Below are 12,660 nucleotides of genomic sequence, written 5' to 3'. Positions count from 1 at the left end.
CGGGACAACCGAACCCCGCTTGCGAGGACGCCATGCCGTCGACCACCATCACCCCGGAACAGGCCCCGACCCTGCCCGCGCTGTTCCGCACCCGCGTGTCCATGAGCCCGGATGCGCCGGCCTATCGTCACTTCAGCGCCGCCGACGAGACCTGGAAGCAGACGACCTGGAGCGAGATGGCCGCGATGGTCGATCGCTGGCAGGCAGCGCTGGCGCGCGAGGGCTTCAAGCCCGGCGAACGCGTCGCGCTGATGCTCGGCAACTCGCGCGAGTGGGTCGCCTTCGACCAGGCCGCCACCGAACTGGGGCTGATCACCGTCCCGCTGTACACCGATGACCGCCCGGACAACGTCGCCTACATCATCGGCCAGACCCAGGCACGCCTGCTCCTGCTGGGCGAGAGCGCGCACAGTCGCCGCCTGTCCGAACACTTCGCGAACATGCCCTCGCTCAAGCGCATCGTCTGCCTGGGCCACACCGACGGCCAACCCGAAGACGAGCGGGTGATGGACCTCGAGAGCTGGCTGGAGCGCGGCGACCCCGAGCGTGTACACCGCCCGGACCTCGACCCGCTGGCCCTGGCCACCATTGTGTTCACCTCCGGCACCACCGGCCGGCCCAAGGGCGTGATGCTGTCGCACCGCAACATCCTCGACAACGCCTGCGCCTCCGCCACTGCCGGCCCGCTGTCGGATGCCGACCGCTTCCTGTCCTTCCTGCCGCTGTCGCACATGCTGGAGCGCACCGGCGGCTACTACATGCCGATGCTGATCGGTGCCGAGGTCGCGTTCGCCCGCTCCATCCAGGGGCTGGGCGAAGACCTGATGTCGGTCCAGCCGACCGTGCTGATCTCGGTTCCGCGCATCTACGAACGCGTACATGGCCGCATCCAGGCCGGCCTGAAACAGAAATCCGCGCTGGGTCGCGGGCTGTTCAAGGCCACCGTGGCCATCGGCTGGCGCCGCTTCGAATATCAGCAAGGGCGCGCGTCCTGGTCACCCGGCTTCCTGATGTGGCCGCTGCTGGAGCGCCTCGTCGCGCACAAGGTCCTGGACCGCCTGGGCGGCAAACTGCGCTTCGCGGTCTGCGGCGGCGCGCCCCTGCCGCCGCCGATCGCCCGGTTCTTCATCGGTCTCGGCCTGCCGGTGCTGCACGGCTATGGCATGACCGAATCCAGCCCGGTGGTCAGCGTGAATACCCCGGACGACAACCTGCCCGCCTCCATCGGCAAGCCGCTGCCCGGCATCGAGGTCAAGATCGGCGAGATGGACGAGCTGCTCACCCGTTCCAGCTGCGTGATGCTCGGCTACTGGAAGAACGAGGAGGCTACTGCCAGCACGATCGACGAGGATCGCTGGCTGCACAGCGGGGACCAAGCCCGGATCGACGACGATGGGCACATTTTTATAACGGGACGACTGAAGGACATCCTCGTGCTCACCAACGGCGAGAAGGTCCCGCCGGCGGACATGGAAATGGCCATCGCCCTGGACGCCCTGTTCGACCAGGTCATGGTCGTGGGGGACAGCCACGCCTTCCTGACCGCCCTGGTTGTCCCCGAGCCCGAGGCCTGGACCACCTTCGCCGAGGACCAGGGCCTTGACCCCGGCGCCTCCGGGCGGCTGCCGCGCTCCGCCGAACGCGCCCTGCTGCAGCGGATTCAATACCAGCTGCGCGACTTTCCCGGCTACGCCAAGATCCGCCACGTGCACGTAGTGCATGAACCCTGGTCGGTGGACAACGGCATGCTGACCCCGACCATGAAGCTCAAGCGCCCGGTCATCTCCCAGCACTACGCCGACGCCATCGAGGCCATGTACGCCGGCCACGACTAGGATCCCTTTCTATATTCACCACGAAGCGCACGAAGGCACGAAGAAGGTCACGGTCAAGGTCGAAAGCGTTTCTACCACGGAGGACACAGAGGGCACGGAGAAATCCCTTCCTGGGTGGGCAGGACGCCGATGACCAGCATCCCAGCGCGTCCATCCTATGGAGCGAACCGGCCGCGATGCGGTTCGCTGTGATCAACGCACCCTGAGCACCCGAACAACTACAGTGTTCTCAGTGCACTCCGTGCTCTCCGTGGTTCAATCGCCCTGGCCCTTCTTCGTGCCTTCGTGCGCTTCGTGGTGAAAATGTCCTTTCAGCTGCGGCATGAAGCCCGAAAACGAAAAAGGCCCCGCAGCCGGGGCTGCGGGGCCTTGAGGGCGCGTCAGGCGCGCCGCCGGTTCAGATGAACAGGCAGATGTCGGACTCGCCGGCGAACTCGAAGAACGCCGCGGCCCCGGCGTATTCCACGCCGTCGATGAATTCGCTGGTGTCCATGTCGAACAGGTCCACCGTCATCTGGCAGGCAATCATGCGCACCTCGGCCTCCAGGCACAGCTCGCGCAGGTCGCCCAGATCAGAGACGCCCTTGGCCGCCATCTTCTTCTTCATCATCACGGTCATCATCTTCTGCATGCCCGGCAGGGCCTGCAGCATCACCGGCATGGGCATCGGCATGGGCATGCCCGGGTTGCCCAGCGAGGTCACCTGCAGATCCAGCTTCTTGCGCAGCAGTTGCAGACCATAGAAGGTGAAAAACACCTCGCAGTCATAGCCCAGTGCAGCCGCGGTGGAGGCCAGGATGAACGGGGGATAGCCCCAGTCCAGGCTGCCCTTGGTGGCAATAATGGCCATTTTCTTCTGATCACTCATCTTTACTCTCTCCTCCATTGGTAACAGGAACCGGACCCGCCACAGCCCCCTGCGCGATCCGTCCCCAGTTGGTTAAAGCCCTTGGTCTATCCGGCTCACTGCCCCGACGCCTGACGCCCCCTGCGCCAGTCGCGAATCAGTGCACATCCGGCACAAACCCCCAGCGCCGCCATGCTGGCCCATACCGAGATGGGCACCAGAATCATGGCCAGCGCAAACATGAGCCACGCCAGTATGGTCATCGTTCTCCTCCTGCACAACGTTTGCGGCCAGAAGCCGCATCGGTTGGTCGCCTTGCTTGTGGTTGCGAGCCATCACGCGAGGAGGAGGCACTCGACCTCCTACCCCTGGCGCTTCTCCGGCACCTCCGGCTCGGCGTAATCGCGGGGCGCATCCGTGCCCGGCGTCGGTTCCGGGGCCGGGGCTTCCGGCTCCCTGGGATGGTAAACATCGGTGGCCGAGGCACGCCCGCCCTGCCGCGAGACCGGGCTGGCATCCACGAACTGATTGTTCAGGCGCTGGATATAGGCCTCGGCGCGGTCGCGCAGCTGATGCAGGCGGCTGATCATGCGGCGCCCCAGGCCCAGTGGCGCCCGTCCCATCATCGGCTGCCAGGGGCGCGTGTTCTTCTCGAACGCCGCGCGCCAGTTCCCGGCGGCGGTCTCGGTCGGCAGGGTCCGCGCGATGCGCCGTGCCAGCCAGCGGCGGTTGAAGAAGTGGATGCCGCCCAGCACGATCGCCAGCACGACGAGCCCGAAGCCCGTCATCATCGGACGCTCGCCCATGGCCTGCCAGACGCTCCCGTCGGTCCAGGGCGCGATGCCCCCTGCCGACTGGTACCCGATCAGGCCCAAAAGCACCGCGACCACGGCGAACATCCCGGCATCAAACTGCACCACCCGGCGGCGCCACTTCTCCAGCGCCTTCTTCAGGGCCGGCAGGGCGTCCATCTCGATGGATTCGGCGATGGCCTGCAGCGAGCCCAGGATGCGGTAGGAGCGCGAGGAGCTGATCTCCTGGATCTTGGCGTGGATCTCCTCGCGATCGCGGCGGGACTTCTCCTCGTAGCGCTCGCGCACCTGCGGATCGCCGATCTCCACCGCCGCGCTCTCGTTGTACAGGCAGTAGAAGCGCCCGGTCGCGTTGCCCTGGCGCACCACGGCCCGCTGCCAGGCGGAGACGACCTCCTCCAGGTTGTCCTCGCGCCAGGTGGTGTCGATCTGGTTGAGGATGAACACCAGCTTGGTGAAGTCGTTGCGCTCGGCGACGCGGTTGACCAGGTGCTCCAGGGTGTCGCGCATCGCGCCCGGTTCCGGGTGGCGGGCGTCGAAGAACACCAGCACCAGATCGGACAGGTCGATGATGTGATCGGTCAGCTGCAGGATGGTCGCGCGCTGCTCGTCGGCATCGAAGCCGGGGGAGTCGATGATGATGCGCCCGCGCAGACGTTCCGAGCGCGCGGTCTTCATCGCCAGGAAGTGGTCCACCGTGCGCCCGCCGCCGTCGGTAATCCGCTCGATCTCGTCGGACACCCGATAGAACGGGAAGCGCGGATCGCCGTCCAGAGCCAGCCCCGGGAGTTCCTGCACGCGCTCGCTGCCGCCGTAGCTGATCACGGTGAACTTGTCGTCCACCGCCTGCGAACCACTGCGCTGCACCGTCGTGCCCACGTACTCGTTGATGAACGTGGACTTGCCGGCGGAGAAGGTGCCCAGCGTGGCGATCATCGGCCACCAGGAGATGGTGAAGGCGTAGGAATCCTCCGCGGGATCCAGGAGGCCGGTCGCATAGCCGACCCGGTCCAGATCCCGGAACGGATCGACCACGCCTTTCAGGACCGGATTCTCTTCGGCAAGGCGGTCGCTCAGCAGCTTGAGCTGCTTGCGCACGCGAGGGCCAGGACGATTGAACATGCGGACTCCGTCAGTCAAAACGCGCGATCAGCGCGGGTAATAAGGTCCCGGCGAACCCCGGACCGGACCGCCCTGATCGGTGAATGGGTTGAACATGTTCATCATACCCATGGGGCCGCCCACATTGCGATTCAGGCTCCACATATCCTGCTGCATGCCCGTGATCGAGCCCGCCATCACGCGGGTATCGCTTGTCATGGAGCCGATGTTGGCGTCCATCGACTGCGTATTGCCGGCGATCACCGCGACCTCGTCGTTCATCACCCGCATGGTGTTGTTGATGTCGGTCATCTGCCGATCCATCGACGCCATGTGCCCCGCGATGGTGGACATGTCGCGGTCCATCACCTGAGTCATCTGGGTGATCTCCTGGGTGAGCTGGCCCACATCCCGGGTCAGACTGGTGATCAGCCAGAAGCCGTAGATGGCCAGCACGATGAACGCCACCAGTGCGGTGTAGACGATCAGTTCCAGACGCCGGGAACGGGCATCCGCCTTGTCGGCCTCGTCACGGACCTCTGCAAACTCGCTGCTACTTTCTTCACTCATTGAACGCCCTTTGCTGTTTCATGGAAACGGGAGCCATCCCCGTCAGAAGGCGCCAACGGCAGCGCGATCGATGATCTCTTCAAGTGACTCCTTCACAAACACCGCCTGCTCGTGCAGATCCTCGGGCAACGGCCGCCCCCCGTGGATCATCGGGTTCAGGTCCAGGGTCATCAGCCACAGATTGCCCTCGGCATCCTCCTGCAGCACGATCCGACAGGGCATATAGGCCGCCATCGCCGGGCTGTGCCGTACCATCTGCGCGGCGATGGCCACATCGCAGAACATGTAGATCTTCAGGAACGGGAAGTCCTCGCCCGTCACGCTGCGGACCTCTTCGCCCATGGGCAACTCGCCGACATTCCGAATATTCAGCTCGTTGGCCACAAGGCGCAGCACATCCTCCACGTCCTCGACTTCAAGCCCCTCGTCCACCTGACGCTTGTAGACCATGGCCTCCGCGGCATCGCCCGTCTCCAGTACCGTCCGGGCCATCTGCGAATAGACCTTGGGCGCCTGGGCGTCCAGGGAGCGTGCCTGGCTCAGGTAGGGCTCGAAGGCGAAGATGGCATACCCCACGCCGATCAGCGCCAGGAGCCCGATCACGACCAGTGCATTGCGGATGAAACGCATGAAGCTCTCCTCCTTCCATCGCGTCCGCAGCCCGGCAGCCCCGGGTGCGAATCGTTATTGTTTTTTCCGGCGGCGCCGTCCGAACAGCGCCACCGCCAGGGCATCCAGCTCGGCGGCGGCCTTGCCGCGCGGCTCCAGTTCGCGCACCGACAGCCCCTCGCTGAACGAGCGCCGGAACGCCATGCGCTGTTTCAGTCGCGGCTTCAGCAGGCGCACGCCCTCGATCTGCTGCAGCGCCTCGAAGGTCTCGTCGGTCTCGCGCACGGCCTGATGCGTGTCCGCGCGGTTGATGAACGCCAGGATCTCCGGGCGTTCGCCGGATCCACGCTGCTCCTGAATCCTTTGCACAAAGCGATGCGTTGACCAGACATCCGCCTGACTGGGGGGCACCGGGATCAGCACGCGGTCCGCCCCTTCCACCGCCGCCATCAGCGAGGCCATGTCCGACGCGCCGACATCGATCAGCACCTCGTCGTACTCACCGGCGCGGACACGCGCCGCGTCTAGGCCCTCCACCGCATCCAGCGCCGGTTCATAGCCCTCCTCCCGCCGCACCTCCAGCACGTCGCTGAGGGTGCGCTGGGGATCCAGGTCCACGGTCAGGGCCCGGCGGCGCCCCTCCAGCAGCCACAGGGCCAGATTGAAGGCCACGGTACTCTTGCCGGTACCGCCCTTGAGATTGGCGACGACGGTCTGCATGGCGTCTCCTTGGAACATTGCGGATTGACGGCTGCGTGCAGCCCGTCAATCCGCAACACTCCGGAAAAAGGGCCTGCCCGAAACGGGCAGGCCCGAACAGCGGGATGGACTTAGTTGCCCTGACCCTGCTGCTGTTGCTGGGGCATCTGACCCTGCGGACCCCAGCCCTGCGGACCGTAGCCCGGACCATAGCCATAGCCAGGACCGTAGCCGTAACCCGGATGGCCGTATCCATGGCCATAACCGCGGCCGTAGCCGTCGCCGTAACCGTGACCATACCCGTGGCCATGGCCGCGACCGCGAGCGGAGAAGTCGAAATCACCCCCGCCCATCATGTCGCTCATCATGTCGCCCATACCGTGGCCGCGGCCATAGCCCGGGCCACCGAAGAAGGGCATGCTGGGGCCATAGCCGTAGCCGGGGCCGTAATGGCCGGGACCGTACCCGTAACCCGGGCCGCCCCACTGGGCGGAGGCCATCATCGGGGCGGCCAGGCCACCCAGGGAAACGGCGAGAACTGCTGCCTTGACGAACTTGTTCATGGTGCTACCTCCTGAAGGAGTCATGCCCTCAATTTGAATGCGCGCACGCGGGGAGGGCTTCCCGAATACGCGCCTTACCGGTCAGGGGAACGGAAAACCGCCCATCCCCCAGGGGAAGGCCGAAAACGGCCCGCCCATTCCCGGATACCCGGGCGAACCCGGATATCCGTATGGATACCCTCCTGGCATCCCGCCAGGGGGGTGGAACGACGGAGAACCCGGCGCCCAGTAAGGACCTTGCGGCCCGTAGCCCCGGTACCCCGGAGCATGCGGCGGCGGGCCCGGCGCATCCCGCGATTCGGCCCGTCGGGACGGGTCGTAGTCGCGGTCCGGGAAGCGCCCGCGCGGGCGTTCCGGGGCCGAGCGCTGTACCTCCGGCGAACCGGAGGCCCAGGGGTTGTGGCGATCACTCGCCGCCAGGTCGGCGACCGGCAAAAGGAACCCCGCAGCCAGCACGACCCCGAGCATCGGGATCGTGCTGACTCGCGTGCGTTTCGATTGACCGGACTGCCTGCCCTGCATGGCGAACCGCCTCCGTCTGGCTTCCACTACGACGGGCCTGCGTGCCCGTCGATCTGCGATGACTGATCCGCGGATCAGTAGCCGCCACCTTCTTCCATGGCTTCACGACGCTCGCGCATCATCTCCATGCGTTGCTCGCGCTGGCGCTCCATCTCTTCTTCATACGCGGCACGGCCGGCCTCCATCGCCTTCTGGCGTGCCTCGCGCATGGCCTGCATCTCTTCCATGCGTTCCTGGCGCTCGGCATGCTGCGCCTGGATGCGCTCGCGCATCTCTTCCGGCATGTCTTCCGGCAGGTTGTCCGGATCGAATTCCGGCATCTGGCCGTAGCCCGGGCGCTGCTGCATGCCGTAGCCCGGCTGCATCATCCCGGGATGGCCGAAGCCGCCCTGCTGCGGGCCGGGACCGTAGCCCTGGCCGTACCCGGGGCCGTAGCCATACCCGGGGCCGTAACCCTGATGGCCACGACCATAACCCTGCCCGTACCCGTCGCCATGGCCACGGCCATAGCCCTGGCCATGGCCTCGCCCGGACATGCCGAAGCTGAAGTCACCGGAGCCTTCGCGTTGCTGCATCATCCCGCCGCCGGGATGCATGCCCATGCCCTGGCCATAGGGGGCGTGACCGTAGGGACCGGGCACCGGACCCTGCTGGCCCATCGCCGGACCCTGGCCGTAGCCCTGCTGCTCGTCGGCCTGGGCCACACCCAGGGCCAGCACGGATGCCACAGCGGCGCTGGCCAGCGTGGTACCGATCGTTCGGGTGTTGAATCGCTTCTTCATCGGGAACCTCCTTGAGGTCTTGCTTGCGTGATCATTTGAGTCGAATCCCGCGCCGGGCGCGGCCCTTGCCGGGCGTACCCGACTTGCCACCCCCCTTGGGAGTGGTGCCGCTCTCCTTGCGGCCGGTCTTGCTACTGGTCGAGGCGGATTTGGCGGTTCCGCCGGTCTTCTTGTTGGACGCCGGCGCCGTGCGCTTGTTCGCCGCGCCACCACTTGATTTGGGGCCGCTGGCGGCCTGGCCGGACGTGCTCGCACGCCCTTTGCTCTGGCTACCCGCGCCGCCGCTAGTCGTCCTGGCCTGGGTCTGCGTCTTGGCCTTTGTCTCTGTCTTCGTCGTGCCACTGGACGCCTTCTTCGCGGTCTTCGTACCCGCGGCACCGCTCCCGGCCGCGCCGGCCGCGCGGCTGGAGCCGCCCTTCGCAGACCGCGATTCCGTGGCGCCGGACGCGGACGTCGCCTTCGCCGACGCCGCGCGGGATGCCCCGCCGGCGCGGGACTTCGCTTTCTTTGGAGGCGCCGCGTCCTCGGCCTTCACATCCGCGTTGTCGGTGGCCGCCGGCGGGGTCGCCGTGCCCCGAGGCTCGGCGGCGGGCTCCGGCTCTTCCGGGCGACCCGCCGGTTGGGGTGCCTGCGCGACCGGCTCCGAATCCCCGGGACCGGCCGATTGGCGGTCCTGCGCCTTGCCCGCAGCCGGGCCGGAGCCCGTGTCCGACGGCCCGCCACTCGCCGGACCGCTACCGAAGCCCGGGGTGGAGCCGCCGCCCGACGGGCCGCCCGGCCCGCCGCCACCGTCGCGACGGCGCTCCAGCAAGGACCGGATCAGGCGCCACAGGGCGAACGCGAGATCGCGCAGGCCCTCGAGGAAGGCCAGGGCCAGGCACTTGAGGTACAGGCCGGCGTACTGCACCGCCTGGGTGACCGGCCCGCCCTCGCGCGGGCCGAAGAGGTCGTTGCCCGCGGCGGCGCCGGCGGTCGCGCCCGGAGCCGGGGTAGTCCCACCGCCATGGCCATTGCCGTTGCCGTTGCCATTACCGTTCGCGCACACCGCAGCCGCCTCGCCGTTTTCGTCCAGGCTGGTCGGACAGAAGGCACGCCGCCCGGAGATGCAGCCCAGCGGGATTACCAGCAGGGTCAGCAGGGTGGCCACCACGGTGCCGAACATCAGTGAGATCGCCATGCCCTGGAAGATCGGATCGAACAGGATCACGCTGGAACCGGCCAGCAGGGCCAGCGCGGTGATAATGATCGGGCGGGTACGCGCCTGACAGGCCAGGATCATCGCGTCGCGCACGTCATGGCCCTCGTCCACCGCCTGGCGGCCGAAGTCCACCAGCAGTATCGAGTTTCGGACGATGATGCCCGCGAGTGCGATGAAGCCGATCATCGAAGTGGCGGTGAACTCGGCGTTCATCAGCCAGTGGCCGGGGATGATCCCGATCAGGGTCAGCGGGATCGGGGCCATGATGATGCCCGGCAGCACGAAGTTGCCGAACTCCCAGACCACCAGCATGTAGATCAGGATCAGCGCGATGGCGAAGGCGATGCCCATGTCGCGGAAGGTCTCGTAGGTCACCGTCCACTCGCCGGCCCACTCGAACGCGGTGGAATCGTCATTCGGCGGCGGTCCCAGCCAGTGCGGCTGCACCTGGCTGCCATCCGGAAGCCGGTAGTCCTCCAGCTGCTCCTGGACCTCCAGCATCCCGTACACCGGCGCGGCCAGGCGGCCGACCACCTCGCCGGTCACGTACTCCACCGGACGCAGGTTCTTGTGGTAGATCGGCTCGTCCTGCGGGCGCTGGACAAACTCGCCGAGCTCGGCCAGCGGGATGGACCCGCCCTGCCGGGTAAACACGGGCAGCATTTCCAGCTGCCGGATGTCGTTGCGCGTGGCCATCGGCAGGCGCATCTCGATCAGGTGCGGCTCAACCAGCGACTGCGCCTTCACGTCGCCCAGGATCTGTCCGCCTATCGCGGTCTCCAGGGTGCGGTTGATGGTCTCGACGGTCACGCCGCGGCGCAGGGCCTTGTCACGATCCACATCAAAGTGCCAGACGTCGTGCGGCGCCTGCAGGAAGCTGTCCACGTCCGCTACGTGCTCGGCATTGGCGAACATGCCTTCCAGATCACGGGCGACCGCACGGCGGGTTGCCGCGTCGGGGCCGTAGACCTCGGCCACCACCGACTGCAGCACCGGCGGGCCCGGCGGCATCTCGACCACCTGGATACGCGCACCGGCGGCGCGAGCCAGCGGGGTCAGGCGTTCGCGGGCCTCGGTGGCGATCTCGTGCGAGGTGCGGCCGCGGTCGCCCTTGTCCACCAGCTGCACCTGGATATCCCCCTGCCAGGGTTCGTCACGCAGGTAGTAGTGGCGCACCAGGCCGTTGAAATTGAACGGCGACGCGGTGCCAACATAGGACTGCAGGCCCACCACCTCGTCCATCTCGCGCAGCACCTGTGCCATGTCGTGGCTCAGGGTGGCGGTCTCGGTCAGGGCGGTGCCCTCGGGGAAGTTCACCACCACCTGAAACTCGGGCTTGTTGTCCAGCGGCAGCATCTTCACGCGCACATCGGTGGTCATGAACAGGCTGACCATCAGGAAGAAGATCACGATCACGCCGATCAGGAAGGCATAGCCGCGCACGGGGTTGTCGGCCAGTCCCGGGATCGCCATGCGATAGAACCGACCCAGCTTCTCGGCCTGGCGGTGTTCCTTGTCGGTGGCCTTTTCGAGGTAGGCCATGCTGGGGCGCAGGCGCTGGGTCAGCCACGGGGTAAAGACAAAGGCCGCGACCAGCGAGAACAGCATGGCGACCGAACCCAGCACCGGGATCGGCTGCATGTACGGGCCCATCATCCCGGAGACGAAGCCCATCGGCAGCAGCGCCGCGATCACGGTGAAGGTGGCCAGGATGGTCGGATTGCCGACCTCGCGCACCGCATCTACCGAGGTCTCGGTATCGATGCCGCGCTTCATCAGCCAGCGTCGGTAGATGTTCTCCACCACCACGATGGCATCGTCCACCAGGATGCCGATGGAGAAGATCAGCGCGAACAGGCTGACGCGATCGATGGTATAGCCCAGGACCCAGGCGCTGAACACGGTGAACAGGATCACCACCGGAATCACGATCAGCACCACCAGCGCGGCGCGGATCCCGAGGAACAGCCCGACCAGGATGGTCACCGCGAAGGTCGCGATGAACAGCTTGAAGATCAGTTCGTTGACCTTCTCGTTGGCGGTCTTGCCGTAGTCGCGCGAGACCGCGACCTCGACGTTGTCCGGGATCACACTGCCCTTCAGGCGTTCGAGACGTTCGAGGACATTGTTGGCCACGGTCACGCCGTTGCTGCCGGGCTTCTTGGCGATCGCCAGGGTCACCGCCGCCGCGCCCTCCGGCGCCGCGTCCGGATCCACGGCGGCCGGCCCGGAGTAGTGCCGCACGAAGCGGTCCACCTCGCCCGGTCCGTAGGTCACCTCCGCCACGTCACGCAGATACACCGGCTGACCGTCACTGACCGCCACCAGCAGCTGCTCCAGATCCGCCGCCCCGGTAAAGAACCGCCCGGTGTACACCGCGGTGCTCAGGCCATCGCTCTCGATGCGTCCGGCGGCGCCCTCGACGTTCGCGGACTGCACGGCCTGTGCGATCTGGTCCAGACTGACATCGAACCCGGCCAGGCGCTCCGGCTGCACCTCGATGCGCAGGCGCTCCTCGCGCCCGCTGACCACGAAGCTCTGACTGGTATCGGGGACCTCGTTCAGCTGTTGCTGCGCATCCAGCGCGATTTGGCGCAGCAGGGCATCATCCACCTCGTGCGACCAGAAAGTCAGGTTCACCACCGGCACATCATCCGCGCCCTTGGCCTTGACCATCGGCTCGCTCACACCCGGCGGCATCAGGTCACGATTGGCAAACAGCTTGTCGTGCACCTTGACGATCGAGGACTCCATGTCCTCGCCTACATCGAACTGCACGGTCACCATCGCCTCGCCGCGATGCGATACGGAGTAGACGTTGTCGACACCGGAGAGCTCGCTCATCAGCCGCTCCAGCGGCCTTGCCGCCAGGCTCGCCACCTGCTCCGACGGCACGCCCGGGTAGGACACCATGATGTCCACCATCGGCACGGAGATCTGCGGATCCTCCTGGCGCGGCGTCACCATCAGGCCGAGGATGCCGATCGCGATACTGGCCAGCAGCAGCAGCGGCGACAGCGGCGAATGGATAAACGCCGCCGCCATGCGCCCGGCAATGCCGGGGTCGCCGTGCTTCTGCCGGAAACCGGTCTCGGATTGTCTGTCGTCTTCGGCCATCGAGC

The 12,660-nt window shown here is 66.7% G+C and carries 10 protein-coding genes; 1 reads left to right on the top strand and 9 read right to left on the bottom strand.

Annotation, left to right across the window (positions count from 1 at the left end):
- Positions 1–32: 32 nt before the first annotated feature.
- Positions 33–1,835, top strand: a complete 1,803-nt coding sequence (locus F614_RS0103675) for a long-chain fatty acid--CoA ligase (RefSeq protein WP_019558286.1) — start codon at positions 33–35, stop codon at positions 1,833–1,835.
- A 397-nt stretch (positions 1,836–2,232) separates the two neighbouring features.
- On the opposite strand, the gene F614_RS0103670 is transcribed toward F614_RS0103675, so the two are convergent.
- The 9 genes from F614_RS0103670 to F614_RS0103630 form a co-directional block, all read right to left on the bottom strand.
- On the bottom strand, positions 2,233–2,703 hold the full coding sequence (locus tag F614_RS0103670) for a DsrE/DsrF/DrsH-like family protein (protein WP_017941517.1): 471 nt from the start codon (positions 2,701–2,703) through the stop codon (positions 2,233–2,235).
- Between the two features lie 95 nt (positions 2,704–2,798).
- Positions 2,799–2,945, bottom strand: coding sequence for a hypothetical protein (locus F614_RS14885; RefSeq protein ID WP_018866467.1), 147 nt, complete (start codon positions 2,943–2,945; stop codon positions 2,799–2,801).
- A gap of 99 nt (positions 2,946–3,044) precedes the next feature.
- Complete coding sequence (locus F614_RS0103660) at positions 3,045–4,616, bottom strand: dynamin family protein (RefSeq protein ID WP_019558285.1); 1,572 nt, start codon at positions 4,614–4,616, stop codon at positions 3,045–3,047.
- Positions 4,617–4,643: 27 nt separating this feature from the next.
- A complete protein-coding gene (locus tag F614_RS0103655) occupies positions 4,644–5,165 on the bottom strand; it encodes a hypothetical protein (protein ID WP_019558284.1) in 522 nt (173 codons plus the stop codon).
- A 42-nt stretch (positions 5,166–5,207) separates the two neighbouring features.
- Positions 5,208–5,795 carry a DUF302 domain-containing protein gene (locus tag F614_RS0103650; protein WP_018866464.1) on the bottom strand — a complete coding sequence of 196 codons (588 nt, stop codon included), beginning with the start codon at positions 5,793–5,795 and terminating at the stop codon, positions 5,208–5,210.
- A gap of 54 nt (positions 5,796–5,849) precedes the next feature.
- Positions 5,850–6,494 (bottom strand): ParA family protein, encoded by a 645-nt coding sequence (locus tag F614_RS0103645; RefSeq protein WP_019558283.1) that lies wholly within the window; start codon positions 6,492–6,494, stop codon positions 5,850–5,852.
- Positions 6,495–6,604: 110 nt separating this feature from the next.
- Complete coding sequence (locus tag F614_RS0103640) at positions 6,605–7,036, bottom strand: sulfur globule family protein (protein ID WP_018866462.1); 432 nt, start codon at positions 7,034–7,036, stop codon at positions 6,605–6,607.
- Between the two features lie 596 nt (positions 7,037–7,632).
- A complete protein-coding gene (locus F614_RS0103635) occupies positions 7,633–8,340 on the bottom strand; it encodes a sulfur globule family protein (RefSeq protein ID WP_018866461.1) in 708 nt (235 codons plus the stop codon).
- Between the two features lie 31 nt (positions 8,341–8,371).
- A complete protein-coding gene (locus F614_RS0103630) occupies positions 8,372–12,655 on the bottom strand; it encodes an efflux RND transporter permease subunit (protein ID WP_018877913.1) in 4,284 nt (1,427 codons plus the stop codon).
- Positions 12,656–12,660: the final 5 nt, after the last annotated feature.

The sequence above is a fragment of the Thioalkalivibrio sp. ALE12 genome (assembly GCF_000381105.1).
GTDB lineage: Bacteria > Pseudomonadota > Gammaproteobacteria > Ectothiorhodospirales > Ectothiorhodospiraceae > Thioalkalivibrio.
This window is presented reverse-complemented; position numbering and strand designations above follow the sequence as displayed.

Coding starts and splice junctions, on each gene's coding strand:
- F614_RS0103660 (WP_019558285.1), bottom strand. CDS start 4,616: ATGTTCAATCGTCCTGGCCCTCGCGTGCGCAAGCAGCTCAAGCTGCTG.
- F614_RS0103630 (WP_018877913.1), bottom strand. CDS start 12,655: ATGGCCGAAGACGACAGACAATCCGAGACCGGTTTCCGGCAGAAGCAC.
- F614_RS0103635 (WP_018866461.1), bottom strand. CDS start 8,340: ATGAAGAAGCGATTCAACACCCGAACGATCGGTACCACGCTGGCCAGC.
- F614_RS14885 (WP_018866467.1), bottom strand. CDS start 2,945: ATGACCATACTGGCGTGGCTCATGTTTGCGCTGGCCATGATTCTGGTG.
- F614_RS0103645 (WP_019558283.1), bottom strand. CDS start 6,494: ATGCAGACCGTCGTCGCCAATCTCAAGGGCGGTACCGGCAAGAGTACC.
- F614_RS0103650 (WP_018866464.1), bottom strand. CDS start 5,795: ATGCGTTTCATCCGCAATGCACTGGTCGTGATCGGGCTCCTGGCGCTG.
- F614_RS0103670 (WP_017941517.1), bottom strand. CDS start 2,703: ATGAGTGATCAGAAGAAAATGGCCATTATTGCCACCAAGGGCAGCCTG.
- F614_RS0103640 (WP_018866462.1), bottom strand. CDS start 7,036: ATGAACAAGTTCGTCAAGGCAGCAGTTCTCGCCGTTTCCCTGGGTGGC.
- F614_RS0103655 (WP_019558284.1), bottom strand. CDS start 5,165: ATGAGTGAAGAAAGTAGCAGCGAGTTTGCAGAGGTCCGTGACGAGGCC.
- F614_RS0103675 (WP_019558286.1), top strand. CDS start 33: ATGCCGTCGACCACCATCACCCCGGAACAGGCCCCGACCCTGCCCGCG.